Origin of the sequence: Puia sp., from assembly GCF_035546395.1 — a bacterium.
Lineage (GTDB): Bacteria > Bacteroidota > Bacteroidia > Chitinophagales > Chitinophagaceae > Puia.
This window is the reverse complement of sequence record NZ_DASZXR010000002.1, coordinates 178,918-203,506: the sequence shown is the minus strand read 5'-3', so window position 1 is coordinate 203,506 and position 24,589 is coordinate 178,918. Positions and strand designations below refer to the sequence as shown.

General features: G+C 55.6%; 25 protein-coding genes. 12 read left to right on the top strand and 13 right to left on the bottom strand.

The features are described from left to right. The first annotated feature begins 8 nt into the window (after positions 1-8). Positions 9-566, top strand: a complete 558-nt coding sequence (locus VHE34_RS01960) for a UbiX family flavin prenyltransferase (RefSeq protein ID WP_325584012.1) — start codon at positions 9-11, stop codon at positions 564-566. Between the two features lie 5 nt (positions 567-571). Here VHE34_RS01960 and VHE34_RS01955 read toward each other — a convergent pair whose 3' ends face one another. Together VHE34_RS01955 and VHE34_RS01950 are read right to left on the bottom strand one after the other, a co-directional pair. Next, positions 572-1,243: an outer membrane lipoprotein carrier protein LolA gene (locus VHE34_RS01955; RefSeq protein WP_325584010.1), complete on the bottom strand. Its 672-nt coding sequence runs from the start codon at positions 1,241-1,243 to the stop codon at positions 572-574. A gap of 59 nt (positions 1,244-1,302) precedes the next feature. Beyond that, positions 1,303-3,873 carry an FtsK/SpoIIIE family DNA translocase gene (locus VHE34_RS01950; protein ID WP_325584008.1) on the bottom strand — a complete coding sequence of 857 codons (2,571 nt, stop codon included), beginning with the start codon at positions 3,871-3,873 and terminating at the stop codon, positions 1,303-1,305. A gap of 50 nt (positions 3,874-3,923) precedes the next feature. On the opposite strand from VHE34_RS01950, the gene VHE34_RS01945 reads away from it, so the two are divergent. Further along, positions 3,924-5,825 carry a sensor histidine kinase gene (locus VHE34_RS01945; RefSeq protein WP_325584006.1) on the top strand — a complete coding sequence of 634 codons (1,902 nt, stop codon included), beginning with the start codon at positions 3,924-3,926 and terminating at the stop codon, positions 5,823-5,825. Here VHE34_RS01945 and VHE34_RS01940 read toward each other — a convergent pair. The 3 genes from VHE34_RS01940 to VHE34_RS01930 are packed head-to-tail and all read right to left on the bottom strand — an operon-like array spanning position 5,822 to position 7,937. Beyond that, complete coding sequence (locus VHE34_RS01940; RefSeq protein ID WP_325584004.1) at positions 5,822-6,217, bottom strand: DUF423 domain-containing protein; 396 nt, start codon at positions 6,215-6,217, stop codon at positions 5,822-5,824. The genes VHE34_RS01945 and VHE34_RS01940 overlap by 4 nt on opposite strands. Further along, the gene (locus tag VHE34_RS01935) at positions 6,214-6,750 is read right to left on the bottom strand and encodes a shikimate kinase (RefSeq protein WP_325584002.1); all 537 of its coding nucleotides are present in this window, start codon (positions 6,748-6,750) and stop codon (positions 6,214-6,216) included. Before VHE34_RS01935 ends, VHE34_RS01940 begins: the two co-directional genes overlap by 4 nt. Then, positions 6,747-7,937, bottom strand: a complete 1,191-nt coding sequence (locus tag VHE34_RS01930; RefSeq protein ID WP_325584000.1) for an acyl-CoA dehydrogenase family protein — start codon at positions 7,935-7,937, stop codon at positions 6,747-6,749. The genes VHE34_RS01935 and VHE34_RS01930 overlap by 4 nt, the downstream gene beginning before the upstream one ends. A 206-nt stretch (positions 7,938-8,143) precedes the next feature. On the opposite strand from VHE34_RS01930, the gene VHE34_RS01925 reads away from it, so the two are divergent. From VHE34_RS01925 to VHE34_RS01905, 5 genes are read left to right on the top strand one after another with little or no spacing between them, the layout of a single operon-like run. Next, entirely contained in the window at positions 8,144-8,698 is a 555-nt protein-coding gene (locus VHE34_RS01925) for an RNA polymerase sigma factor (RefSeq protein ID WP_325583998.1), read from the top strand. Continuing rightward, entirely contained in the window at positions 8,695-9,408 is a 714-nt protein-coding gene (locus VHE34_RS01920) for a hypothetical protein (RefSeq protein WP_325583996.1), read from the top strand. Before VHE34_RS01925 ends, VHE34_RS01920 begins: the two co-directional genes overlap by 4 nt. Next, positions 9,383-10,459, top strand: a complete 1,077-nt coding sequence (locus VHE34_RS01915; protein WP_325583994.1) for a hypothetical protein — start codon at positions 9,383-9,385, stop codon at positions 10,457-10,459. Before VHE34_RS01920 ends, VHE34_RS01915 begins: the two co-directional genes overlap by 26 nt. 52 nt (positions 10,460-10,511) lie before the next feature. Then, positions 10,512-11,786 carry a kynureninase gene (kynU, locus tag VHE34_RS01910; protein ID WP_325583992.1) on the top strand — a complete coding sequence of 425 codons (1,275 nt, stop codon included), beginning with the start codon at positions 10,512-10,514 and terminating at the stop codon, positions 11,784-11,786. An 8-nt stretch (positions 11,787-11,794) separates the two neighbouring features. Then, the gene (locus VHE34_RS01905) at positions 11,795-12,982 is read left to right on the top strand and encodes a cation:dicarboxylate symporter family transporter (protein ID WP_325583990.1); all 1,188 of its coding nucleotides are present in this window, start codon (positions 11,795-11,797) and stop codon (positions 12,980-12,982) included. Here VHE34_RS01905 and pyrF read toward each other — a convergent pair. Together pyrF and VHE34_RS01895 are read right to left on the bottom strand one after the other, a co-directional pair. Further along, positions 12,952-13,773 (bottom strand): orotidine-5'-phosphate decarboxylase, encoded by an 822-nt coding sequence (pyrF, locus tag VHE34_RS01900; RefSeq protein WP_325583988.1) that lies wholly within the window; start codon positions 13,771-13,773, stop codon positions 12,952-12,954. The genes VHE34_RS01905 and pyrF overlap by 31 nt on opposite strands. A 12-nt stretch (positions 13,774-13,785) precedes the next feature. Beyond that, entirely contained in the window at positions 13,786-14,400 is a 615-nt protein-coding gene (locus VHE34_RS01895) for an FMN-binding negative transcriptional regulator (RefSeq protein ID WP_325583986.1), read from the bottom strand. A gap of 48 nt (positions 14,401-14,448) precedes the next feature. Between VHE34_RS01895 and VHE34_RS01890 the strand changes: the two genes are divergently transcribed. Beyond that, positions 14,449-14,946, top strand: coding sequence for a hypothetical protein (locus tag VHE34_RS01890; RefSeq protein ID WP_325583984.1), 498 nt, complete (start codon positions 14,449-14,451; stop codon positions 14,944-14,946). An 82-nt stretch (positions 14,947-15,028) separates the two neighbouring features. On the opposite strand, the gene VHE34_RS01885 is transcribed toward VHE34_RS01890, so the two are convergent. Further along, complete coding sequence (locus VHE34_RS01885; RefSeq protein ID WP_325583982.1) at positions 15,029-16,153, bottom strand: Mrp/NBP35 family ATP-binding protein; 1,125 nt, start codon at positions 16,151-16,153, stop codon at positions 15,029-15,031. Positions 16,154-16,301: 148 nt separating this feature from the next. Here VHE34_RS01885 and VHE34_RS01880 point away from each other — a divergent pair, with 148 nt between their 5' ends. Continuing rightward, the gene (locus VHE34_RS01880) at positions 16,302-16,931 is read left to right on the top strand and encodes a carboxypeptidase-like regulatory domain-containing protein (RefSeq protein WP_325583979.1); all 630 of its coding nucleotides are present in this window, start codon (positions 16,302-16,304) and stop codon (positions 16,929-16,931) included. Between the two features lie 9 nt (positions 16,932-16,940). Beyond that, positions 16,941-17,828 carry a 3-hydroxyacyl-CoA dehydrogenase family protein gene (locus VHE34_RS01875; RefSeq protein WP_325583977.1) on the top strand — a complete coding sequence of 296 codons (888 nt, stop codon included), beginning with the start codon at positions 16,941-16,943 and terminating at the stop codon, positions 17,826-17,828. A gap of 13 nt (positions 17,829-17,841) precedes the next feature. Here the strand turns inward: VHE34_RS01875 and VHE34_RS01870 are convergent, their stop codons facing one another. The 3 genes from VHE34_RS01870 to ribD form a co-directional block, all read right to left on the bottom strand. Beyond that, on the bottom strand, positions 17,842-19,239 hold the full coding sequence (locus tag VHE34_RS01870; protein WP_325583975.1) for a carboxypeptidase-like regulatory domain-containing protein: 1,398 nt from the start codon (positions 19,237-19,239) through the stop codon (positions 17,842-17,844). 73 nt (positions 19,240-19,312) lie between these two features. Then, a complete protein-coding gene (locus VHE34_RS01865; protein WP_325583973.1) occupies positions 19,313-19,924 on the bottom strand; it encodes a YigZ family protein in 612 nt (203 codons plus the stop codon). Further along, positions 19,917-20,990 (bottom strand): bifunctional diaminohydroxyphosphoribosylaminopyrimidine deaminase/5-amino-6-(5-phosphoribosylamino)uracil reductase RibD, encoded by a 1,074-nt coding sequence (ribD, locus tag VHE34_RS01860; RefSeq protein ID WP_325583971.1) that lies wholly within the window; start codon positions 20,988-20,990, stop codon positions 19,917-19,919. The genes VHE34_RS01865 and ribD overlap by 8 nt, the downstream gene beginning before the upstream one ends. A 61-nt stretch (positions 20,991-21,051) precedes the next feature. Between ribD and prmC the strand changes: the two genes are divergently transcribed. Together prmC and VHE34_RS01850 are read left to right on the top strand one after the other, a co-directional pair. Continuing rightward, the gene (gene prmC, locus VHE34_RS01855; RefSeq protein WP_325583968.1) at positions 21,052-21,891 is read left to right on the top strand and encodes a peptide chain release factor N(5)-glutamine methyltransferase; all 840 of its coding nucleotides are present in this window, start codon (positions 21,052-21,054) and stop codon (positions 21,889-21,891) included. A gap of 138 nt (positions 21,892-22,029) precedes the next feature. Beyond that, the gene (locus VHE34_RS01850; protein ID WP_325583966.1) at positions 22,030-23,310 is read left to right on the top strand and encodes a carbohydrate porin; all 1,281 of its coding nucleotides are present in this window, start codon (positions 22,030-22,032) and stop codon (positions 23,308-23,310) included. A 61-nt stretch (positions 23,311-23,371) separates the two neighbouring features. On the opposite strand, the gene VHE34_RS01845 is transcribed toward VHE34_RS01850, so the two are convergent. Further along, complete coding sequence (locus VHE34_RS01845; RefSeq protein ID WP_325583964.1) at positions 23,372-23,782, bottom strand: biopolymer transporter ExbD; 411 nt, start codon at positions 23,780-23,782, stop codon at positions 23,372-23,374. Positions 23,783-23,809: 27 nt separating this feature from the next. After that, entirely contained in the window at positions 23,810-24,514 is a 705-nt protein-coding gene (locus VHE34_RS01840) for a MotA/TolQ/ExbB proton channel family protein (protein WP_325583962.1), read from the bottom strand. Between the last annotated feature and the right edge of the window lie 75 nt (positions 24,515-24,589).

Here is a 24,589-nt window from a genome sequence, read left to right as displayed (position 1 = left end):
AATTTTCGATGCGCAAAATTGTCGTTGCGATCACGGGAGCCAGCGGGTCGATCTATGCCCGGCTTTTGCTGGAAAAGCTGGCCGTATTGAAGGAGCAGTGGGAGGCGGTGGGCGTGGTGATGTCGGAAAATGCAAAGGAAGTATGGCAGACGGAGCTTGGGAATACGGCCTGGTCGAGTCATGGGTTCCCTTTTTTTCCGCCGCGGGATTTTATGGCGCCCTTTGCATCGGGTTCCGGGAAATATGATACGATGATCATCGTGCCTTGCAGCATGGGTACGCTGGGGCGGATCGCGACGGGTGTCTCGTCCGACCTGATCACGCGGGCGGCCGACGTGATCCTGAAGGAGCGGCGGAAGCTGATCTGTGTAATACGGGATACCCCGTACAACCTGATGCATATCCGAAATATGGAATCGGTCACCCTGGCCGGGGGAATTATTTGCCCGGCTACACCTTCCTTCTACAGCCTGCCGAAGACGATCGAGGAGGTGGCGGCCACGGTGGTGGACCGGGTGCTGGACCTTGCGGGATTGGATATTAGCACCTTTAGATGGGGTAGTTAATGGGGTCAATTCCTAAGATCGACCTCTTCTGCACCCGGGAATTTAGCCTTATTATAGGCCAGTTGGGCATCGGTGATGGGGGCGTTGCCGTTGAGATTCTTTGTGGTGAGCGTGTAATTGTTCCCGGATTTATCGAACCATTTGATAGTGGCCAGCGTGTGCCTGGTCTTGTCGACGTAGAGCAGGGCCTTGAAGAAGGACTTTGTCTTGTCAGTGGGAGTCAGTTCGACTTCCTGTAGGGTGCGGGTCCCGACCTTCGATTCGCCGTTGAGCTTGTACAGAAAATCCTTATCGTAGAAGTTGGTGAAGATCTTTTCGGGGGAGAGGGTTTGGGTATTGGGATCCGATTTTGTGATGGTCACTTCGTTGGAGGATTTGTCATAGGTCCACACGTCCTTGCCGTCACAGAAGATGTCCTGTCCGCCTACCACGTTGACATGATATTTATTACCCTTGAGGTAGATCGTGCCGCTCTTGGAGCCCTGTACCTTGTCTTTCGAATCGGTGACCGTGAGTGTAAAGCCGCATTGAACGGCCTTGAAGGATTTCAGCCTGGCGCTGAGTCCGTCGAGCACTTTTTTTGCGTCCGGGTCATTCTTGCCGAGGCTGTTGTTCTGAGCGATTGTGCCGGTGGTCACGCTGATGAGCAAGAAAAGAAAGACAAGTTTTTTGTTCACGTTACTTTATTTTGGTGTGGTTGCCGCGCAAAGATAGCCTAAATGGGATTAAAACCCGATTAAGGATTCAGGTATTGGTCCAGCTCCATCTCGGTCTTTATCAGCACGTCGCGGGGTTTGCTCCCCTGGCCGGGTCCTACGACGCCGGCGGCTTCGAGCTGGTCCATAAGGCGGCCGGCGCGGTTGTAGCCGAGCTTCATCTTGCGTTGGATCAGGGAGGTGGATCCCAGCTGGTTGACGACGATGAGTCTTGCGGCCTCTTCGAACAGCGGATCGCGGTCACCCAGGTCGAAATCCTTTGCTTCCATGTCCTTCTCGTCGACATATTCGGGCAATTTGTATGCCTCCGGATAGCCGCGTTGTTTGCCGATGAACTGGGTGATCGACTCGACCTCAGGGGTGTCGACGAAGGCGCATTGGAGGCGGGTGATCTCGCCATTGTAGGAGATGAGCATATCACCTTTCCCGATGAGTTGATCGGCGCCGCCGGCATCGAGGATGGTGCGTGAGTCGATCTTTGACGAGACCTTGAAGCCGATACGGGCGGGGAAGTTGGCCTTGATCGTACCGGTGATGATATTGACGCTGGGGCGTTGGGTGGCGATGATGAGGTGGATACCGACGGCGCGGGCCAGCTGGGCGAGGCGGGCGATGGGCATTTCGACCTCTTTGCCGGCGGTCATTATCAGGTCGGCGAACTCATCGACGACCAGCACGATAAAGGGAAGGTATTGGTGGCCTTTTTGCGGATTGAGCCTTCTTTTGATGAACTTCTCGTTGTATTCTTTGATATTCCTCGCATTGGCCTCTTTGAGGAGATCGTATCGGTTGTCCATCTCGATACAAAGGGCGTTGAGGGTGTGGATGACCTTTTTGGTATCGGTGATGATCGCTTCTTCTTCGCCCGGAAGTTTGGCGAGGAAATGTTTTTCGATGGTGCGATAGATGCTGAGCTCCACTTTCTTTGGATCGACCAGGACCAGCTTGAGCTGAGAGGGGTGCTTCTTAAAGAGCAGGGAGACGAGGATGGCGTTGAGGCCGACGGATTTCCCCTGACCGGTGGCGCCGGCCATTAGGAGGTGCGGCATGGCCGACAGATCGACGATGAAATTCTCGTTATCGATCTTTTTGCCGATGGCGATGGGCAGGTTGAAATTGCTGTGCTGGAACTTATCGGAGGACAGCAGGGTGCGCATGCTGACGACCGTCTTTTTCACATTGGGCACTTCGATGCCGATGGTGCCTTTGCCGGGGATGGGTGCGATGATCCGGATGCCGAGGGCGGCCAGGCTGAGGGCGATATCGTCTTCGAGGTTCTTGATCCGGGAGATGCGGACGCCTGCGGCAGGCACGATCTCGTACAGTGTGACGGTAGGTCCGACGGTGGCGCTGATCTTGGAGATCGAGATATCGTAGTTCTTGAGGGTATTGATGATCTGGTTCTTGTTGGCTTCGAGCTCCGAAGCATCCTGCACGATCTTTTCGCTGCCGTGGGCTTCGAGGAGATCGAGGCTGGGATATTTATAATCGCGGAGGTCGAGCGTCGGCTCGTAGTCCGGCATGTCTGCCGGTAGAAGGGAATCCTCGCCGGCGAGGGACTCATCGATGGGCGGGGCGGATTTGATCTCGAGTTCGAGACTTCCGGGCTGGGTTTTGGTGACCGGCGGAATGGGAGGGATGGTCAGCGGCGGCGCGGGTTCTTCGGCGGGTACCTCGTCGAAGTCGTCCTCTTCTTCCTCCTCTTCCGTAGCCGGTGAGACCAGCGAGAAGGGAACTTCTTCGGGTTCGTCGCGTTCGGTGATGGTAAACTCCACTTCGGGTTCTGCTTCTACGGGAGGGGGGGCTATGGCTACGACGCCACCTTCGTCTTTGAGTACATTGCCTTTGTTGGCGAAGGATTCGTCGACGAATAGTTTTGCGCCTTTTTTGCCTTTCGGCTCCTTCGGAGGCGGTTCTTCTGCCGGTGTTACCAATTCGGGTGTGGGGGTCTCGAGCTTTTCCTTCTTTGGCAGGGTGGGCACCTTGAATACCGGGTTAAAGCGCCAGATGATATAGGCCAGGCCGGCCACCAGCAGCAGGGCTGCGGTGCCGATCCAGCCGAGGAAGCCGGTGAGCCATTCGCTGATCATATCGCCGACGGCCCCGCCCCAGGGGAAGCCAGCGTTAGGGGTGACGAAGGCTGCCGCCACGGAGAAGAAGATGAGTCCTGCGATGACATACCGGAGGTTGCGGCTGATGGAAAATATCTTCCGGGCGAAGAGCAGGTTGACGCCGATGATGAAGAAGATGGAGCAGAAGAAATAGGAGGCGAGACCGAATCCTTTGAAGAAGAATTCGTGGGAGACCAGGGCGCCGAGGTTGCCGAGGAGATTGCTGACCTTCACGTGGGCGGAGGGCAAGAGGATGGAGGCGCCATGCTGGAATACCTTGTCCTGGTCTTCTTTCCAGGTGAAGAGATAGGAGGTAAAGGCGATGAACAGGAAGAGGGAAACCAGCAGGCAAACGGCCCCGGTGATCTTGTGGGTACGTTCGTCTTTGACAAGCTGTTTCACCTTTACCGGGGACTCTTTATCGGCCTTTAGCTTGTCCGAAGGTTTCTGGTTCTTTTTGGACTTAAGTCGGTTTGCCATGGATACCGCAATATTATAATTATTTCCTTTACCTTTAAAAAAATGGCGTCTTGAACCTATCAAAAGCATGCTGGTTTGGCCTGATCCTGATCCTGTTGCAGCTGGACAGCCGGGCGCAGGATACTTTACCGCCCGTGGCGGCTGATCTGGCCAGGACGGGGTTGCTCAATGATATCTCTTACAATACGGGCTATTACTTTTCAGACGACCGGAATCCTCCGATCCAGCGGCTGCCTGGACTCCCCTACCGGCAAAATACCCGGAAATACCTGCATTTCGTGGCGCCGGAGCTGGTGAATAAAAAGCTCTTTTTGCGGTTCCTGCTTGCCAACCGCAGTGATAGTTCCCAGAGCGTTTTCTTTTGTCCCGGATGGCTGGCCGATACGATCCAGCTATACCGGCTGGTTGGGTCGAGGGTCGAGGCCCTGCCGAACGAGCTGCCGGATGATGCTGACAGTCTCGGCTACCGGAAGATAACGCTGGCAGCCAGGGACAGTGCGCTTTTCTTTGCGGCCCTCACCTATATCAAGGCTCCGACCAACTCGGTCAACCCGTCGCTGACCCGGGATACGCTGATCCGGGAAGGCATCGTGCTAACGCATAAGAACAAGACCAGCATCGATGCCATCACCGATCTTTTTGCCGGGGTCATGCTGATGATGATCTTCTATGCTATCAGCGAATACATGCAGAGCAGGAAGCCTGAATTCCTGTACTATGTCGGCTATTCGGTCTGTATCAGCGTGCTGTTGTTCCTGAAGGCCACTCTGAACCATGTCACCACGGCCTTCGATTTCTTCTTCGAGAGTTTTTTGGACAATATCATCTTTTCCGTGGGGTATATCTGCTATATCATTTTCCACCGGAAGTTCCTGGAGACGAGCAGGAATTACCGGTCGCTGGACCGTTACCTGCTTTGGGGCTCCTGGGGGATCGCGGTGCTGACCGTTCTTTATATCCTCTCCTATTTCTTTGTCGCGGATTTTCGTTTCGCGGACTATTTCGAGACAGCTACGAAGCTGTTGTTGCTGACCACCTCCATCATTTTTATCATCAAGGGCTTGACCTACCACAACCGGCTGATGAACTATATCGTCATGGGGAATATCTCGCTCTGCCTGCTGAGCATCGTTTCCCAGGCGATGATCATGATGAGCATCAAGGTCGTGCCGGGTGTCTCGGTACTCAACCTGGCGCTGTTCTATTACGAGCTGGGGATCACGATCGAGCTGCTTTTCTTCCTGTTTGCGCTGACGTACAAGAACAAGATGGAGATCATCGCCAGCATCCAGAAGGAGGAGAAGCTAAAGCTGGAGACCGAACGGAAGGAGATGGAGAAGCAGGTGGCGGTGCTGGCGGCCAAGCAGGACGAGCGAAACCGGATCTCGGTCGATATGCATGACGAGTTAGGTTCGGGTGTGACGGCGATACGACTGATGAGCGAGATCGTGAAGAGCAAGATGAAGGACCAGACCCTGCCGGAGATCGAGAAGATATCGAACAGCGCAAACGAGCTGATCAATAAGATGAATACGATCATCTGGACGATGACCAGCAGCAATGATACGGTGGAGAACCTGGTGGCCTATATCCGGAGCTATGCCGTGGAATTCTTCGAGAACACGATGATCGACTGTACGTTCACGATGCCGGCGTCGATCCCGCCGCGGGAGATCAGCGGGGAGAAGCGGCGGAACATCTTTTTGTCGGTGAAGGAGGCATTGAACAATGTGGCGAAGCATTCGCAGAGCTCGGTGGTGAAGATCAATGTGGCGGTCGGGGACCGGCTGATCATCGAGATCCAGGATGACGGCGTGGGGATCAATATGGAGAAGCTACGGAAGTTCGGGAATGGGCTGAACAATATGAAAAAGCGGATGGCCTCCATCGAGGGAGGCTTTGATATCCAGAATAAGGAGGGGACGAGGACGACATTCTATCTGCAGCTTTAGTCCTTGCTTTTGGCCTTGACTCCCATATAAAGGAAAATCCAACCGGCGATGAAGAATACGCCGCCGATGGGGGTGGCGATGCCGGCGAGGGTGCGGTGGGTGTTCTCGGCGATGGTGAGGGCGGTGAGGATGTAGAGGGAGCCGCAGAAGAAGATGATCCCCATGATAAAGCAGTTACCGGCCCAGATCATCCAGCGGTTATGGATCTTTTCCGAGAGGAAGGCCACGAAGAGGAGGGCGAAGACATGGTAGAACTGATAGCGTACGCCGGTTTCGAAGATGGCGACGGTATCGGGGCCGACCATGGTTTTGAGCTTGTGGGCGGCAAAGGCGCCGAGGGCCACGGAAAGGGCGCCGAGAATAGCGGCGACGGACAGAAAGTTACGGTTCATAGTTCTTCTTTTAGGCGGTCGGGTTGTTCGTTTTGCAGGAGGAGGCGGATCAGCTCGTCGAGGTTGGTGTTCTCTTCGCTGACGGTCACATCGGCCTGTTGGTAATACATGCGGCGTTCGCTCAATTTCCGGATGATGTACCGCTGGAGTTCGTCTTCGGAGACTTCGGCGATGAGGGGGCGGCTCAACCGCTCGCGCTGGAGGCGCTGGCGGAGGACGTCCACGGCGGTGTTGAGCCAGATCACCTTGCCGTTCTTCTTCATGAACTCGATATTATTAAAGAAGCAGGGGGTGCCGCCGCCGCAGGAGAGGATAAAGCTTTCCTGGTTGTCGGTGATGGCTTCGAGCGTTTCTTTTTCCAGGAAGCGGAAGAACTCCTCGCCTTTTTCGGCGAATATCTCCGCGACAGTGCGATTTTCTTTTTCGACGATCAGGCTGTCCAGATCGTAAAAGGGCATGCCGAGCTTTGCCGCCAGGCGCTGGCCCCAGTGCGTTTTACCGGACCCCATGAAACCGACGAGAAATATTTTCATTTGAATGCGTTTAGCCCGGTAATATCCATCCCGGTGATGAGTAAATGCACGTCATGGGTCCCTTCGTAGGTGATGACGCTTTCGATATTCATCATATGGCGCATGATCGGGTATTCGCCGGTGATGCCCATGCCGCCCAGCATCTGGCGGGCGTTGCGGGCGATGTCGGCGGCTATTTCGCAGCCGTTGCGTTTGGCCATCGAGACCTGGGCGGGGGTGGCTTTGCCGGCGTTCATCAGGGAGCCCAGGCGCCAGTTGAGCAGTTGGGCCTTGGTAATTTCCGTCAACATTTCTGCCAGCTTTTTCTGTTGGAGCTGGAAGCCGCCGATGGGCCGGCCGAACTGGACGCGTTCGAGGCTGTAGCGGCGGGCGGTATCATAGCAGTCCATGGCGGCGCCAACCACGCCCCAGGCGATGCCGTAGCGGGCCTTGGTGAGGCAGCCGAGGGGTCCTTTGAGGCCCTGGATATTGGGCAAAAGATTTTCTTTGGGCACTTTTACATTGTCGAAGACCAGCTCGCCCGTGGCGGAGGCCCGGAGGCTCCATTTGCCATGGGTAGTGGGGGTTGAGAAGCCTTCCATGCCGCGTTCGACGATAAGGCCGCGGATGACGCCGGCTTCGTCCCTGGCCCAAACCACGGCGACCTGGGAGAAGGGGGCGTTGCTGATCCACATCTTGCTGCCGTTCAGCACATAATGATCGCCCGCATCTTTGATATTTGTCAACATGCCACCCGGATCGCTGCCATGGTTGGGTTCGGTGAGGCCGAAGCAGCCGAGCCATTCCCCGGAGGCCAGTTTTGGGAGATATTTTTTACGTTGGGCTTCGCTGCCGTACTCATAGATGGGGAACATGACCAGGGAGCCCTGGACGGAGGCGGTGGAGCGGACCCCGCTGTCGCCGCGTTCCAGTTCCTGCATCATCAGGCCGTAGCTGATGTAATCCAGGCCGCCGCCGCCGTATTGTTCGGGGACGGTGGGACCAAAGCATCCGAGCTGACCCAGTTGCGAGACGATCTGCTGCGGGAATTCGGCGTTTTGGGCACAGTCTTCGATGATGGGGGAGATATCCTTTTTGACATAGTTCCGGACGGCGTCGCGCACCATTTTGTGCTCATCCGTCAATAATTCGTCAAGAAGGTAGTAGTCAGGGCTTTGGAAAACATCTATTTTTGAGTTAACGGGCATGGAAGCAATTTTGGCGAATTTAAGCAAATTGCCCGTTTTTTGAAGTTTCATGCAACATCCGAGAGATGCCTGTGTACTTATTCATGAGGCACCGCGGGTGACCCGGCCGAAGGCCAATCGTGAGACGTTTCGTCGGCGAAGGGCTACCTTCCGGATAAAGCCCGCAGCCGACGAACACCATGAACGCTAACGCTAAAATAGCTGAATTGGAATTAACGGAACCAATACTACACGACGAACTGGTGGAGCGCTGCAAGCGCGGGGATTCCCGGGCGTATGGCGAGCTTTATCAGAAATATTCCAAGGCGATGTACAACACCAGCCTGCGCATCGTCAACCACACCGGGGATGCGGAGGATGTTTTACAGGAGGCCTTTACGGACGCCTTCCGCAGCCTTGGAGACTTCCATTATAAATCCACATTCGGCGCATGGCTAAAACGGATCGTGATCAATAAATCCATCAACCAATTGCGCAAACGGAAGATGGACCTGATCGACATCGAAAAGACCAATATCGGGCATTTGCCGGACGAGGACGGCGCCGATGAAAATGAAATAGCGTTGAAGGTCGAGGATATCAAAAAGGCGGTAGGATTATTGCCGAACGGGTACAGAACGGTATTGACCCTCTATCTTTTTGAAGGATACGACCAGGAAGAAATTGCAGAGATCCTGCAGGTCACGCATGCAACGGTGAGAACGCAGTATATGCGGGCCAAACAAAAATTGTTACAGTATTTAAAACAAGCAGCATCATGAACAGCCGGTTAGAACAATTTGTGACGGATCACCGGGAAGAATTCGACGCCGAAGGGCCTGACCCGAAGGTATGGGAGAAGATCCTGCAGGACGTGGACCCCGGGAAAAAAAAACAGCCCCCCCTGGTTAGGATGGACTGGAGGAGATGGAGCGCCGTGGCCGCCGCCGTCGTCCTGATCGCGGGTGGAGCCTGGCTCTTTAGGAGCAGTACGGGGAGGGTGAACCCGGATGTGGCGCAGTCGAATAGCGTTTCCGGTCGGCACGAGGACAGTACCCCCGCCACGCCCAACCAGGTAGCCCAAACTCCAAGCCCCGCGAAGGACAGCAGCCAGACCTCCAAGGAAGAGCCTACGCTGGCGAGTATCCGCCCGAAAGAGACCGAGAAGAAACCTGATGAGGACAATTCGGTGAACGAAGAAATGTACCATTACGCGCGACTCGTAGAGATCAAACATAACCAGTTGAAAGCCATCGAGAAAGACGAACCGCTGCTGTACCGGCAGTTCGCCTCCGATGTCAATAAGCTGGACAGTGTTTATCACAACCTGCAGAGTCAATTGCCTAAGAACCCCAATCGTGAACAACTGCTCGAGGCGATGTTACAGAACCTGCAACTGCAGATGCAGCTGCTGAACCATCAGCTCGACATTATTAAACAAATCAACCATTCAAAAAAGACAGAATATGAAAAAGCATATAAGACTACTTAGTCTGGCAACTGTGCTCCTGGTCTTATCTGCTCCGGTGATGACACTAGCCGCCAATGGCGATGAAGACGTAAGGAAGCAGAAACTGATCAATAAGCATTATGACGTAACGGCCGATGACAAATTAGAGATCGATAACCAGTTCGGCAATGTGGTGGTCTCTACCTGGGACAAGAACGAGATCACGGTGGATATCGAGATCAGCGTCAGGGCTTCTTCGGAAGAGCGGGCGCAGAATATCATGAACAAGATCGATGTCAAGGACGGCCGGGATGGGAAGAACATCTGGTTCAAGACCAAGGTCGGAGAGATCAATAACAACCGCGATAACGGGAACCGGCATAATGACAATGAACGCGGATTTTATATCGACTACGTGATCCATATGCCGGAGTCCAACCGGCTGGATATCGCCAACAGCTTTGGGAAGACCGAGGTGCCTGCCTTCAAGGGGCTGGTCACGCTGACCAGCAAGTTCGGCAGCCTGAACGCGGGTAAGCTGGACAATGTGGATCAGATCGACGTGGAGTTCGGCAAGGCCTATATCACGTCGGTGAACAATGGCAAGGTGATCTTCAAGTTCAACAAGGAATCGCGGATCGGGAAGGTGAATGGGAATGTAAAGATCAACAGCGAGTTCTCCCAGAACGTACAGTTCAATGTGGCTGATGAGATCAATGAGCTGAACGTGGTCGAGTCCTACTCGGGGGTACGGTTAGTGGTGAACAAGGACCTGTCTGCGCAGATCGATGTGCATACCAGCTTTGGGAAGTTTCACAACGAGAGTGATTTTGCTATCGCCGAGGCGAGGGGGGACACGGAGGATTGGGGCCCGAAGTTCGACAAGGATTATAGTGGAAAGGCGGGTGACGGCCGGGCGAAGATCCGGATCAAGAGCAGCTTTGGATCGGTACGGCTTTCTTATACCGGGTCCGGGGACAACAATAACCAGGATGAAGGCGATGACGAGGACAACGGGAACGATAAGCACAAGAATAAGAACAAGCATAAGGACAAGGATAAGGACCGGGAAACCGACGACGAAGCGCGATAGAAGCGACTTAATTTACGGTGGCATTGTTTAACTTGCGCTAAAACAAGTGAGCATGCCAAATGACATAGCGCAGGCGCTGGCTTACGCGCAACAAAAGGACCGGGAGGATGAGCTGAAAGGCTTTCGCTCCCGGTTTTATTTTCCCGTGGGTAAACCGATGTATTTCTGCGGTAATTCGCTGGGTTTGCAGCCGGTGGGCGCGGAGGATTCCCTTCGGCAGGAGCTGACCGACTGGCGGGAGCTGGCGATTGGGGGGTATTGGCAGGCCCGGAATCCGTGGATGGGCTATCCCGCGAGTCTTCGGGGGGCGCTGGCGCGGATCGTGGGTTGTGGCGAGGAGGAGGTCACGGTGATGAACGCGCTGACGGTGAATCTGCACCTGTTATTGCTGAGCTTCTACCGGCCTGAGGGGTCCCAATTCAAGATCGTCATGGAGGCGGGAGCCTTTCCTTCGGATATGTATGCGGTGGAGACGCAGGTGCGGTGGCATGGGTACGATCCGCTGGAGGCCATTATTGAAGTGGCGCCCCGGGAGGGGGAAAAACTGATCCGGGAACAAGATATTCTCGCGACGATCGACCAATCTGCCGGTTCGGTGGCGTTGGTGCTGTTTGGCGGATTGAACTATTATACGGGGCAGTTTTTCGATCTTGAGCGGATCACCGCGGCCGCGCATGCGGTGGGGGCGATGGCGGGGTATGACCTGGCGCATGCGGTGGGGAATGTCCCGTTGCGGTTGCATGACTGGGGGGTGGATTTTGCGGTATGGTGTTCCTATAAGTATCTGAATGGCGGACCGGGGGCGGCCGGCGGGGCGTTTGTCCATCGGCGGCATGCCCAGGATTCTTCGCTGCCGCGGCTGGGTGGCTGGTGGGGGAATGATGAATCTTCTCGTTTTAAGATGGAGAAGGGTTTTATCCCCAAGCCTACGGCAGAGGGCTGGAGTATGAGTACGGCGCAGGTGTTCAATATGGCGTGTCTGAAGGCCAGCCTGGCGTTGTTCGAGGAGGCGGGGATCGAGCGGCTGCAGGCCAAGAGCCGGGAGCTGACGGCCTACCTGGCGTCATTGCTGGAGCCGCTGGAAGGTCCGGTGTTTCGGGTGATCACGCCGGTTGAGACCGAGCGGCGGGGCGCCCAGTTGTCCCTGTTGTTCGGCGATGCCGAGCGGGGCCGAACGATGCAGCGGCAGTTACAGGAAGAGGGTGTTGTGACTGATTACCGGGAGCCGGGAGTGATCCGCGTGGCGCCGGCGCCGTTGTATAATTCGTTTGAAGACGTCTACAGGTTTTACCATATCTTCAGTCAACTATTAGACGGAGTCCAATAATTTCTATTATGAGCCGATATTTGACTATTGCGGTGGTAGTGGCGCTGGTAGCCGCGGTGATACTGGGTTATTTTGCGCCGGGTGTGGCGGTGAAGATGGAACCCCTGGGGGTTTGGTTTGTGAACCTGGTGAAGTTTTTTATTCCATTTATTATTTTCCTGACGATCAGTTCGGGTATTTGCGGAATGAGCGATCTGCGGAAGGTAGGCAGGATCGGCGTGAAGGCGCTGGTGTATTTTGAGGCAGTGACGACACTGTCTCTGGCCATCGGGATCGGGATGGCCTACCTGGTCAAACCGGGATTGATCGATAAGACGGGCTTGCCGATACAGGACGCCACTAAGTATATCAACCAGGGGGTCAAGGGGATCGATTGGGTTAAATTCTTTGAAACGAATGTGGTTTTGATGGTGCTTGTGGGGGCGATCATTGCAGGGATCGTATTCAACCTGATGAAACAACGGGAGATGGTCCTGGCGTGGTTGAAAAAGGTGTCGAAGTATGTTTTTGGGGTGTTGAGATATGTGATGCTGCTGGCGCCGGTGGGGGCGTTCGGGGGAATGGCCTTTACGATCGGGAAATACGGGATCAGGACGCTGATCCCACTCGGGAAGCTGATGCTGACCGTCTATGGAACGATGATCCTTTTTGTGTTCGTGGTGCTGGGGCTGATCCTGCGATATTTTAAACTGAATGTCTGGACCTATCTGAAGCAGGTCAGGGAGGAAATCCTCATCGTGCTGGGTACGTCCTCGTCGGAGGCGGCCCTGCCATCGCTGATGGCCAAGCTGGAGACGATGGGTTGCAGCCAGCCGGTGGTCGGATTGGTGGTGCCGACGGGTTATTCCTTCAATCTCGACGGCACTTCCATCTATCTTTCGATGTCGGTGATCTTCCTTGCGCAGCTGTACAATGTGTCGTTGAGCCCGGGTGAGCTGCTGACGATCCTCGGTATCCTCATGGTTACTTCAAAGGGGGCGGCCGGGGTAACAGGAAGCGGGTTTATCGTGCTTGCGTCGACGCTGACGGCCATTAACAAGATCCCCGTTGAGGGGCTGGCCTTTCTGCTGGCCGTCGACAAATTCATGAGCGAGGCCCGTGCCATCACCAATATCATTGGGAATGGGGTGGCGACGCTGGTGATCGCGAAAAGCGAGAGAGAATATCAACCGGCAGCGGCGGCCGTGCTGACATAGCGCCGCATTTCCTCCTGATAGTCTGCGGCGGCCTTTTTGGCGGCGGCTGCGAAGTCTTCGCCTGTGGAGGCAAAGATGACGGCGCGGCTGGCGTTGACCAGCAGGCCGATATCCTTGTTCATGGCCTTTTTTGAGATCGCTTCGAGGCTGCCACCCTGCGCCCCGACGCCAGGGACGAGATAAAAGTGATCGGGGGTGAGGCTGCGGATGCGGGTGAATGCTTCGGCCTGGGTTGCGCCGACGACGTACATGAGATTGTCGGGTGTTCCCCAGCGGGCGGCGGATGTCAGGACTTTCTCGTATAATAAGCCGTCGCCGGCGGGCTGCAGTTCGAAGTCGCGGGCGCCGGCATTGGAGGTGAGGCCCAGCAGGATGGTCCATTTATCCTTGTGCTCGAGGAAGGGGCGGACGCTGTCTTCGCCCATATAGGGGGCGACGGTGACGGCATCGAACGGAAGGGTCTCGAAGAAAGCCCGGGCATATTGCGCGGAGGTATTGCCGATATCGCCGCGTTTGGCGTCGGCGATGGTAAAGTGCGATTTTGGGATATAGTTGACTGTTCGCTCCATGGTCTCCCAGCCTTTGACCCCATCGGCCTCATAGAAGGCCGTATTGATCTTATAGGCGACGCAATGGTCTTTGGTGGCGTCGATGATCTGCCGGTTGAATTCAAAAACGGGGTTTTTACTGCTGCGCAGATGCGGGGGGATCTTTGCCGGGTCGGAGTCGAGGCCGACGCAGAGATAGGAGCCGGTGCTACGGATGAAGGAGGAGAGCTGCTGGCGCGTCATGGGGTAAAGGTACTATAATTTCCTTTTTGCCATTTCCGCGGCGACGGCGCGGGCCGTTTCGTCGCCTTGCGAGAGGTGGTCGATCACGTGCTGGTGGCTCACCGGGTCGCGGTTTTGGCTGAGCTTGTATGCAGCCTGAATCTCATCGATAGAGATGCGGAAGCCGAGGATGCCGCGGAGATCGGACTGGAGTTGGTTTTCCGGGATCTCGCCGATGTGCACGGGTTGGGGCTGGTGTTGTTCGTAGGTGTCGATGAGGCGGGAAAGGGCGGCGCGAAGTTCTTCGCCTTCGACGATGCTGATGGTTCCGTAGATGTGGACGGAGATGTAGTTCCAGGTGGGGACCTTCATTTCGGTGTACCAGCGTGGGGAGACATAGGCGTGAGGTCCGGCGAAAATGGCGAGGACCTTTGCACCTGGGATGAGAGTGTGCTTTTGCTCGTTTCCGCGGGAGATATGGCCCATCAGGCAGGCTTTTCCATCGGCGCCGATCTCGAGCTGCAGGGGAATATGGGTGCCGATGGGTCGGCCTTCCTGGATCGAGATCAAGATGGCAAAGGAGTTCCCGCGAATGAATGCGTGGATCTTTTCGGTGTCCTTTTCTTCGTAGCGGCGGGGGATGTACATGCCGTAAGTTACGGAAAAAGCCTATTTTTATGGTACACCTAACTTACCATGAAACGAGCGCTAACCTTCTTTCTGATCGCTGTGTTATTGCTATGTGCGGATGGGCTATACGCTCAAACGGATCCTGGTTTGAAGCCGGATGAGGAATTCAATGTTTTTTTGTTGGCTATTGCCATCGCTTTTATCTGTATCGTCGTCGGGGCTACGCTTGTCGGATCGATGCTGGTTAGTATGGCGTTGCTAGTGCTTTTGGGACTGGTGGCTGCGGGTGTCCTCTCCGCGGGTGTGCTGGTAGGGCTTTACCGGAAGAGCATCGGCGCCGGCTTTAAAACAGTCGTGGCCGTCACGGGTTGTCTGAGTGGTATCCTGATCGGGGAGATCGCCTTCTTTCTGATCAACCGTATCTATCATCTCCATTTGAGCGGGGTCGCCGTGCTGGGCATTGGCGGCTTTTGCGGGCTGGTAGGCGGGATGGTGCTTGGGCTCGTGCTGTTCCAGCTGATCCGGGCCTTCCTGGATTATTGCAGGGCCAAACTATCCTTTTAATTTTTGAGGCCCAGCCGGTTTAAGCGACTGTTTCCGCCACCTTCTCTTTGGTCATTGTTGGCTCGAGATGCGCCTGGGAAATTTAGCGCATCTCCGCCAACGGTTTAAAGTCTGTCCTTGCGGACGGGTCGCCGCCGGCGGCCTGCGCATTCAGCATGGCGATGCTGCGGGCGGCGTTGCCGGCAAAATCGAGGAACGCCTTTTTTGTGATGGCGTCGTCGGTGGCCATAATGGGGACGCCTTTGTCGCCGCCTTCGCGGATGCTTTGCACCAGCGGGAGCTGGCCGAGGAAGGGGATATCGTATTCTTCGGCGAGACGTTTGCCGCCTTCCTTACCAAAGATGTAATATTTGTTGTCGGGGAGTTCGGCGGGGGTGAACCAGCTCATGTTCTCCACCATTCCGACGATGGGCACTTTGAGTTGTGCCTGGCCGAACATGGCGATGCCCTTCTTTGCGTCTGCGAGGGCGACGTCCTGTGGGGTGGTGACGACGATGACGCCGGTGACCGGCACCGTTTGCAGGAGGGTGAGATGGATATCGCCGGTGCCGGGAGGCATGTCGATGACGAGGTAATCGAGTTGGTCCCATAAGACATCCGTCACGAACTGGCGGATCGCGCTGCTGGCCATCGGGCCACGCCAGACAACCGCATTCTTTTCATCGACGAGCAGGCCGATGCTCATCAGCTTGATTCCATATTTTTCCAGTGGAACGATCAGGCCTTTACCGTTTTGTCCGCCATCGGTCATCATCGGGCGCTGGCCTCTGACGCCGAACATGATCGGTACGCTGGGTCCATAGATGTCGGCGTCCATGAGGCCGACGCTGGCGCCGCCGCGGGCGAGTGCGAGCGCAAAATTGGCGGCGACCGTGCTCTTCCCAACGCCGCCTTTGCCGCTGACGACGGCGATGATGTTCTTTACTTTCGGCAGCACCTCGCGCGCATCTTTGCGCTGAGTGGTGGTATTGGCGGTGAAGCGGACGTTCACCGTTGCTTCTTTATTGACCAGCAGCTTTATCGCGTTGATACAGGCGTTCTTGATGTGATCCTTCATCGGGCAGGCCGGAGTCGTGAGGACTACCGTAAAGGCGACGTAGTTGCCATCGATCTGCACGTCCTTCACCATGTTGAGCGTTACGATGTCTTTTCCTAAATCAGGTTCCTGCACATTACCAAGAGCCTCTATTACTTTTTCAAGAGTCATTTCGAAGATTTTGTTAAAAAGGCTATTTTGAGACAAAATTAACCACTCGGGGCCGTACTTTGGTCAGGAATCTAATAATTGTCCTTACGGACGAGCCACCTGTGGTGGCTCTTTGAATTAATGTATTAAAAGATTAATTTTGAGTTGAATGAAAAAACTTGTACTATACTTTCTGCTTTTGTCCGCCCCTTTTGCTGTACGTGCCCAATTTGACAGGCTTAAAGATTCAGTGGTACAGGTGTATGGTGTAATTATGACGGCAGACAGCCTGAAGGCGATACCGGCGGTGAGTATCGTGGTGAAGGGGCGGAACCAGGGGACTTTTTCCAACGACCAGGGGGTGTTCTCGATCGTCGTGTTGAAGGGGGACCAGCTGGAGTTTACGAGTGTAGGTTATAAGCCGGTACTGTACACGGTCAAGCAGGATAGCGGCAACCAGATCAGTTTGATCCAGCTGATGGTGGTGGATGCGCAGTATCTGCCGGCGACGGTGATCGCGGCGCGACCGACGCGGGAGCAGTTTGAGCGAGATTTTGTCAATACAAAGGTCCCGGATGACGGGATCGAGATCGCGCGGCAGAACAATGATGCGGCCAAGCGGAGGATCCTATCGCGAAGTCTGCCGGCCAGCTCGGGCGAGGCGGCGAGCACGTATCTGCGGCAAAGCGCCCAGAAATATTATTACCAGGGGCAGGCTCCGCCCCAGAACATCTTCAATCCCCTTGCCTGGGCTGACTTTATCCAGGCGTGGAAGCGGGGCGATTTCCGAAATAATTGATTTCCCATTATGAAAAATATCGCTGTAATCGGCGCGGGTACCATGGGCAATGGCATCGCGCATGTTTTTGCGCAGAGAGGTTTTACCGTCAACTTAATCGATACTTCTGCCGCGCAGCTTGAGAAGGCGCTGAAGACGATCGGCACGAATTTGGACCGGCAGATCGCCAAGGGGTTGCTGACCGAAGAGGACAAGAAAGGGGTACTGCAACGGATCTCACCCTTTGGGGCTATTGCGGAGGGGGTGGCGGGGGCTGAGCTGGTAGTGGAGGCCGCTACTGAAAATACGGAGATCAAATTGAATATCTTTCGTCAACTGGATGCCGCTGCGCCTGCGGGCTGTATCCTGGCTTCCAATACTTCTTCCATTTCCATTTCGAAAATTGCGGCCGTGACGAAGCGGCCGGCGGCGGTGATCGGGCTGCATTTTATGAATCCTGTACCGGTGATGAAGCTGATCGAGATCATCAATGGGTATGCTACGGATGAGGCTGTGACGCGTCAGATGGTGGACTTGGCCGAGCAGTTGGGCAAGACCCCTTGTGTGGTCAACGACTACCCGGGATTCATCGCCAACCGCATCCTGATGCCGATGATCAACGAGGCCATCTACAGCCTTTATGAAGGCGTGGCGGGGGTGGGTGAGATCGATACGATCATGAAACTGGGGATGGCGCATCCGATGGGCCCGCTGCAGCTGGCGGATTTTATCGGGCTGGATGTCTGCCTATCGATCCTTCGCGTGCTGCACGATGGGTTTGGCCAGCCCAAGTATGCGCCTTGTCCGCTGCTGGTGAACATGGTGACGGCGGGGTTCCTGGGCGTGAAGAGCGGCGAGGGATTTTATACCTATGTGGCGGGCAGCAAGGAGCTGGTGGTGAGCCAGCGGTTCGCTTAATTGGGATTGCATTTCAACGGCCGCAGGCAGAGAGTGTTCCGGCGTCGACCGTTCCCGTTTGCGTGATACTGATGGTGGTAGTGCTGCCCTGTTGATTGGTAGTGAGGTCGCCTGCTGTCAGCTGAGCCGAGGCGCTACCGGCGTAGCAGCGGGTGATGTTCAGGGTAAACTTGCCATTGGCAACGCCGGCCCGGTATGTCAATCCGTCGATGTATACGTTTACAAATCCGGTCGCGACGGGGTTATTGGAGCAGTCGAGGACCGTACCCGTGAGGGTCAGGGATGTCTGGGGGATTGTGACGCTGAGGGTGCCCAGCGTGACAAGGTAGTAGGCGGGACCGACGTTAGCCCCGGCGAGGATATTGCCACATTCGGTAACGAACTTGAGCGTGCAGGCCCGGCCGTTCGGCACCCAGCCCTGGATAAGCCCGGAGGAATCCGTAAAGGATGCGGCCAGGACCTCACCGTCGTTGTTGTCGTATAAGACGCCATAGAGGTGGGGCACCGGATTGCCGTACTGATCCCTGACATAGCCTGCAAAGGGCTGTGCGACATAGATGAGATCAAAATTCCACCAGGTAAAATGGCCGACTGTTCCGACAAAGGTATTTCCCTGGCGGGTGGCGTTACCCTGCTGGATCCAGCGGCCCGTGGAGTCGTTGAAATACCAGAGTGGGATCGTGGCGGGGGCCGAAGCCTGCAAGGAATCGGGGATGGTAACGGTCATGGTCGCCTGTTGGCCGGAAGCCAGCTGGAGTTTGTTGCCGGCGTCATCGCGCAGTTCGACGTTGATCATTCCATAGGTTTTGAGGGCTACTTCCTTGCCATCGGTAGAAATGCCGCGCAGATCGCCGGGCATGTATTTGGTGAGATTACGGTTGGTAGGGTTCAGATAGGTTGCGAAGACGTGTACGGTACCGGAGTAGGCGGCGTTGGTCGAAGCCGTTACGATCGCGCCCGGGCCGAAGGCGACGGTATCGCCCGCGAAGACCGGGATCTTTCCGCCCGTCGGGGCTGCGAAATTGCCGGTTTCTGTCCGGGTGATCAGTTGGATGGTGACGAAGCTGGATTGAGCGCCGGCCGTGACGATACTGCGGCTACCCGTGAAATACCCGGATTTCGATACCTGGACCAAGCCGAAACGACTGGAAAGGCTGATATTTTTAAAGGTGAAAAGCCCATTTATATCCGAGGAGGTGCTGGCGGATCCACTGGTGACGGTGGCCCCGGACACCGGTATCCCGTCCTGGTCGACGACGCGCCCCTGGACGTTGGCCGTTACCATGACCTCGGGCGGAAAGGTATTGTCGGTTGTCGAAGAATTGGAGGATGAACCATATTTCTGGCAGGCGAAGAAGCCGGCGGAAAGGGTCAAGAGGGCCAGGGTAAGGGCTGTGATCGGTTTTTTCATGAGGGTTGAGTGGGTTATCAGGAGGCCGGAGCCTGTTGTTGCGCCTTCAATAACGTCCCGGCAACACCCAAAATTATCCCGCGACCGGCGAAAGTTCTACATCCCTGATCTCCTGCAACTTATAGGTGACTTCGAGGATGCGGTTCCGGGGGACGGCGATGGTCATATTACAAAAAAGCTGCATTTCCTGCCGGACGATGCGACAGTTGTACTGTTTGACGAGGTTCATGATCTCGCCCACCTGGGTATAGTCGAACTGGACCAGGAATTCCTTTTCCACGGGCTTTTGAACCAGCAGGGTCGTTTGAAGGGCGAGGGTGGCGGCGGTCTTATAGGCATTGATGAGGCCCGGCACGCCCAGCAGGGTGCCACCGAAATAGCGGACGACGATGACGAGCGTGTTGACGAGAGCTTTAGAGTCGATCTGTCCGAGGATGGGGCGGCCGGCGGTGCCCGAGGGTTCGCCGTCGTCGCTGACGCGCCAGGTGTTGCCGTCGAGACCGAGGCGGTAGGCGAAACAGTGATGGGAGGCTTTGGGATGTTCTTTTTTAACATCGTTGAGCCGTTCCCTGAACTCTTCGGCGGAGGCTACCGGGAAGACGTAGCCGATAAATTTGCTTCCCCTGTCTTTGAACTCGGCCGTGCCGCTTTTGGCGACGGTGGTGTAGAAATCGGGATCAGTCATGGTGGTAATAACGAATGGTATCCGACAATAGGCTTTCATGGGATTGGAGATGTGCATGCGTTAACCGGGGGGCCGGCAGGCCGGCGGGCAGATCGAGATCGTTGTTGATGATGATACGGGCCTCGTCCCAGGCATCTTCGTCGATGAAGGACTGCAGGAGGCGCGCGCCGCCTTCCACCATTACGCTTTGGATCTTCAGTTCGTGGAGGGCGATGAGTAGTTGGTGGATGAGGCTGCTGTCTTCGGCGATCTGGTAGTAGCCGGGATTGGCTCCCGGATTATGCCGGATCGTGTTGAAGACGATGGTCTTTGCTTTTCCGTCGAGCAACCGGAGGTCAGGAGGCAGTTCGAGTTTTTTGTCGATGACGAGGCGGATCGGGTCGAGGCCGGTCCAGAGCCGGGTCGTAAGGGCCGGGTTGTCGATCAGTGCGGTGCGGGGACCTACGAGGATCGAGGCTTCTTCGGAGCGCCATTTGTGGACCAGGCGATTCGTATAGTCATTGGAGATGGCGGTACGTTCGGCAGTCATCGGTCCGGCCGGCGTAAGCCTGTCGGACGCGGCACGCGCGATGAAGCCGTTGGCGCTTTGGGCCCATTTCAGGATGATGTAGGGCCGATGGTGGGTATGGAAGGTGAAGAAGCGGCGGTTGATCTGCCGGCATTCCTTTTCCAGGACGCCCAATGTCACTTCGATGCCGGCTGCTTCCAGTTTTTCGATGCCTTTGCCATTCACCAGCGGGAAGGGGTCGCGGCAGCCGACGACTGCGCGGGGGATTCGATTTTCGATGATGAGATCCGCGCAAGGGGGCGTCTTACCGTGATGGGCGCAGGGTTCGAGGGAGACATAGATGGTGGATCTTTCGATGAGGTGACGGTCCGCTTCGGCGACGGAATGGATGCAATTCACCTCCGCGTGGGCTTTTCCGTGGATCTCGTGATAGCCTTCGCCGATGATGCGGTCCTCGTATACCAGCACGGAGCCGACCATTGGATTGGGTGCGACGTGGCCGGCGCCGAAGGCGGCCAGCTCGAGACAGCGGTGCATGTATGTTTCAGGATCGGCCAAGGGCGCAAATTTAATCAGAATGAAGCGTTAACCGTGCTTCAATTGGGGGTATTTTTACCGGATGGATTGGTTGATTGCACAAAAAGAATTGGGGTCGAGCCTTGTTCCCTTGTATGGGGATCGGGAGGCGGCGGTCATTGCCGACTGGGTGATGGAAACGTTGAGCGGGAAGAAGAAACTGGACCGGCTTGCATTGCGCGGGGTCGGCCTTTCACCGGAAGTTTTGGATGTTTATGAGCGTTATCGGCGGGAGTTGCTGGCCTGCAGGCCCGTGCAGTATGTGTTGGGGGAGAGTTGGTTTGCGGGGATGCGGTTCTTTGTCGATGAGCGGGTGTTGATCCCGAGGCCGGAGACAGAGGAGTTGGTGGAGTGGGCCGCGGCTACCGTGGATGGATCGGTGCTGGACGTGGGGACAGGGAGTGGGTGTATTGCGGTGAGCCTGGCCCGGAAGCGGGGGGACTTGCGGGTCATGGCCTGTGATGTGAGTGAGGGGGCGTTGGCGGTGGCGGAGCGGAATAGTGCGTCGCTGGGAACGGCTGTGGAATTCTTTTCCGTGGATTTCCTCGATCGGGGCCAGTGGGAGCGGCTGCCGGGCGTGCGTTGGGTGGTGAGCAACCCGCCGTATATCCCGGCCGGCGAAGGCGGGGCAATGGCGCCACATGTGATTGACTATGAGCCGAGTACCGCCCTTTTCGTCCCTGACGGCGACGCCCTTGTTTTTTATGGGGCTTTGGCGGAATTTGTTCGCGACCGGGCCGAGCCGGGGGGCGGGCTTTTTGTCGAGATCCATGAGGACCGGGGACCGGTGGTGTGCGACCTGCTGAGCGGGTTGGGCGCCCGGAAGGTAGAGTTGAGAAAGGACCTGCAGGGCAAGGACCGAATGATAAAAGCAACATGGTAACAGTAATATATTTTACTGCTTTGCCGGGCCGGGCTATTTTTGCGGCCCAAAGATTTGTATTTGATGCGGTTTATTAAGAATTTGACTGGGTTTTGCCTTGGGCTGTTTTTTTCAATCGACTTATTTTCCCAGGGGCTTTTGGATACCAGCAACGGCGGAAACTGGAGCACCCATTTCCAGCTGACGGTGATCAATCAGAGCCATGCCGGTTTCCGCTCTCTCTACAGCGGGATGAATAGTCTTGGAGACAGCGTTGAGACGGGGGCTACCAGTGTTACATCGACCTTGTTCTTAGGCCGGCGACTCTGGAAAGGCGCCGTTTTGTATTTCAATCCTGAAATGTCCGGTGGCAAGGGGCTTAGTGGCGCCCTGGGGGTGGCGGGAGCCTTGAATGGAGAAACGTACCGGATCGGCGACCCGCAACCCGTCGTGTCGGTTGCGAGGACCTATATCCAGCAGGTGATCCCACTGGGGGGAGACACCGCTTACGAAGAACTGGCCGATGTGGCGAACCAGGTAGCTGACAGGGTCCCTGCCCACAGGATGGTCATCAGCCTGGGAAAATTCTCTATCGCGGATTTCTTCGACAGGAACAGATATAGCCATGATCCCCGTTCGCAATTCATAAATTGGAGCCTGATGAGTAACGGCGCCTGGGATTACCCGGCCAATACCCGGGGATATACTTTTGGCGGGGTTATCGAATGGATCAACCCCGGCTGGGCCCTCCGCTTTTCGAGCGTGGCCGTCTCAAAAGTGGCCAATCACAGCAATATGGAATATGTTCCTGGAAAGGCGAGTTCCGAGACCATCGAGTTTGAAAAAAAGATCCGGATCAATCGGCGAGCCGGGCTGATCCGGTTGTTGTACAGCTACACTGTTTCCAGGGCGCCGTCTTATACGGAGGGAATTCAGGCGGTGAAGACAGGGGATAGCGCTTTGCTTGCGGTTATTGACGGAAATGGGGAAGCGCCCGGATTTGGTGGAAACAAATCGGGGCTTTACCTGAACCTGGAGCAGGAGATCACGGATGACCTGGGCCTATTCGCCCGTGCCGGTTGGAACGATGGGAAGCATGTTTCCTGGGCCTTTACGGAGATCGATCAAACGATCCATGCGGGATTGTCGCTGAAGGGAACGAAGTGGAAGCGGGCGGACGACGTCGTAGGGATAGCCGGTGTTGTCAATGGCATCTCAGCGGACCATCGTGCTTTTCTGAGGGCGGGCGGCTATGGTTTTATCATTGGTGACGGGGCTTTGAATTATGGTCACGAAGCCATTTTGGAAGCTTATTATAACGTCAGGTTACTCCCCAATTTCTGGACTACGTTCGATTACCAGTTTGTCAGCAACCCCGGATACAATAAAGACAGGGGGCCGGTGAATGTATTTGCGGTGAGGGGGCATGTGGAGTTTTAGGCTTTTCCTGGCACCTTTGGCGCCCTTTGTGAAGCGCTAATGGGGCCGTCGGCCGAACGGCCTACCGGCCGTCCAATCCGTTCTTGTCGACGGCCAATACCGTACGCGCTCCGAGCTCGCGGGCGACGCGCATCACCTGGACGACATCGTCGATGGGCACGTTCTTATCCGCATTGATGACGACGGAGGGCTGGTCGCCTTCTTTAGCGAGGAAGGGTTGCAATTTGGCCTTTAGCTCTTCCATGGTGACCGGGGCGGTGCCTACGTAAAAGTGTTTATTGGCGTCGATGGAGACGACGACGGTCTGTTTGGCCTTGGTGTCGCTTTTCGACTTGGGCTGGGAAAGCTTTATCACGTTGGGGTTGGCGAGTGAGGAGACGATGAGGAAGAACAGCAACAGGATGAACAGGATGTCGTTCAATGGTCCTGTGTGTACTTCGGCTTCTTCTCTATGTCGGTTTCTTAGATTCATTTTTTTAGCCTTGCGACTTTTTGACGGTTACCTTGTTGGTTCCTGCAGAATATCGATGAAGTCTGCGCTGGCTGCTTCCATCCGGTTGGTGGCCTTGTCCACCTGGGAGTTCAGGAACCGGTAGCCCAGGTAGGCGATGATCCCGATGATCAGGCCTGAGGCGGAGGAGATCATTTTTACGTAGATACCGCCGGCGATGGTCGACAGGGTATAGTCGTTTGTGGCGGCCAGGGTGTAGAACAGCTGGAACATCCCGACGATGGTGCCGAGGAAGCCGAAGAGCGGGCCGATATAGCCGATGACGGAAAGGATGCTCAGGTTCTTTTCCATTTTATACAGTTCCAGTTTGCCGACGTTCTCCATGCTTCTTTCGATGGCTTCGATGGGTTTGCCGACGCGCTGGATGCCTTTATCGATCATGCGGCCAACGGCTGTATAGGTGTTCTTTGTCAGGCTGCGGGCGGCCTGAATATTGCCGTTGATGATATGATCGCGGATAATGCTCATGAAGTTATCGTCCAGTTTCGAGGCCTTTTTGATGGCGATGTATCGCTCGAAGAAGACGAAGAAGGCGATGACCAGCAGGATGGCCAGCGGGATCATCAGCGGGCCCCCTTTCATAAGGATGTCCCATAGACTTTCTTTTTGCTGGGTCGCCAACTGGGCCACTCTGGCCAGGCTGTCTTTGATCTTTGCGGAGTCGATGATTACCTGCAGGAAGAATAAATTCATGTGTAAATGTAAAGATTTGCGAATATAACGGCCTGTGGGCCATCCTATTTTCTCTGCTATTGCTAAAATTAAGCC

Excerpts from the sequence above, each read along its gene's own strand:
- VHE34_RS01885 (WP_325583982.1), bottom strand. The coding sequence starts at position 16,153 with ATGACTCTTGAAAAAGTAATAGAGGCTCTTGGTAATGTGCAGGAACCT.
- kynU (WP_325583992.1), top strand. The coding sequence starts at position 10,512 with ATGCCAAATGACATAGCGCAGGCGCTGGCTTACGCGCAACAAAAGGAC.
- VHE34_RS01895 (WP_325583986.1), bottom strand. The coding sequence starts at position 14,400 with ATGTACATCCCCCGCCGCTACGAAGAAAAGGACACCGAAAAGATCCAC.
- VHE34_RS01865 (WP_325583973.1), bottom strand. The coding sequence starts at position 19,924 with ATGACTGATCCCGATTTCTACACCACCGTCGCCAAAAGCGGCACGGCC.
- VHE34_RS01940 (WP_325584004.1), bottom strand. The coding sequence starts at position 6,217 with ATGAACCGTAACTTTCTGTCCGTCGCCGCTATTCTCGGCGCCCTTTCC.
- VHE34_RS01930 (WP_325584000.1), bottom strand. The coding sequence starts at position 7,937 with ATGCCCGTTAACTCAAAAATAGATGTTTTCCAAAGCCCTGACTACTAC.
- VHE34_RS01845 (WP_325583964.1), bottom strand. The coding sequence starts at position 23,782 with ATGAATCTAAGAAACCGACATAGAGAAGAAGCCGAAGTACACACAGGA.
- VHE34_RS01935 (WP_325584002.1), bottom strand. The coding sequence starts at position 6,750 with ATGAAAATATTTCTCGTCGGTTTCATGGGGTCCGGTAAAACGCACTGG.
- VHE34_RS01840 (WP_325583962.1), bottom strand. The coding sequence starts at position 24,514 with ATGAATTTATTCTTCCTGCAGGTAATCATCGACTCCGCAAAGATCAAA.
- VHE34_RS01950 (WP_325584008.1), bottom strand. The coding sequence starts at position 3,873 with ATGGCAAACCGACTTAAGTCCAAAAAGAACCAGAAACCTTCGGACAAG.
- VHE34_RS01880 (WP_325583979.1), top strand. The coding sequence starts at position 16,302 with ATGAAAAAACTTGTACTATACTTTCTGCTTTTGTCCGCCCCTTTTGCT.
- VHE34_RS01960 (WP_325584012.1), top strand. The coding sequence starts at position 9 with ATGCGCAAAATTGTCGTTGCGATCACGGGAGCCAGCGGGTCGATCTAT.
- VHE34_RS01875 (WP_325583977.1), top strand. The coding sequence starts at position 16,941 with ATGAAAAATATCGCTGTAATCGGCGCGGGTACCATGGGCAATGGCATC.
- VHE34_RS01915 (WP_325583994.1), top strand. The coding sequence starts at position 9,383 with ATGAAAAAGCATATAAGACTACTTAGTCTGGCAACTGTGCTCCTGGTC.
- VHE34_RS01905 (WP_325583990.1), top strand. The coding sequence starts at position 11,795 with ATGAGCCGATATTTGACTATTGCGGTGGTAGTGGCGCTGGTAGCCGCG.
- prmC (WP_325583968.1), top strand. The coding sequence starts at position 21,052 with ATGGATTGGTTGATTGCACAAAAAGAATTGGGGTCGAGCCTTGTTCCC.
- pyrF (WP_325583988.1), bottom strand. The coding sequence starts at position 13,773 with ATGACGCGCCAGCAGCTCTCCTCCTTCATCCGTAGCACCGGCTCCTAT.
- VHE34_RS01920 (WP_325583996.1), top strand. The coding sequence starts at position 8,695 with ATGAACAGCCGGTTAGAACAATTTGTGACGGATCACCGGGAAGAATTC.
- VHE34_RS01870 (WP_325583975.1), bottom strand. The coding sequence starts at position 19,239 with ATGAAAAAACCGATCACAGCCCTTACCCTGGCCCTCTTGACCCTTTCC.
- VHE34_RS01890 (WP_325583984.1), top strand. The coding sequence starts at position 14,449 with ATGAAACGAGCGCTAACCTTCTTTCTGATCGCTGTGTTATTGCTATGT.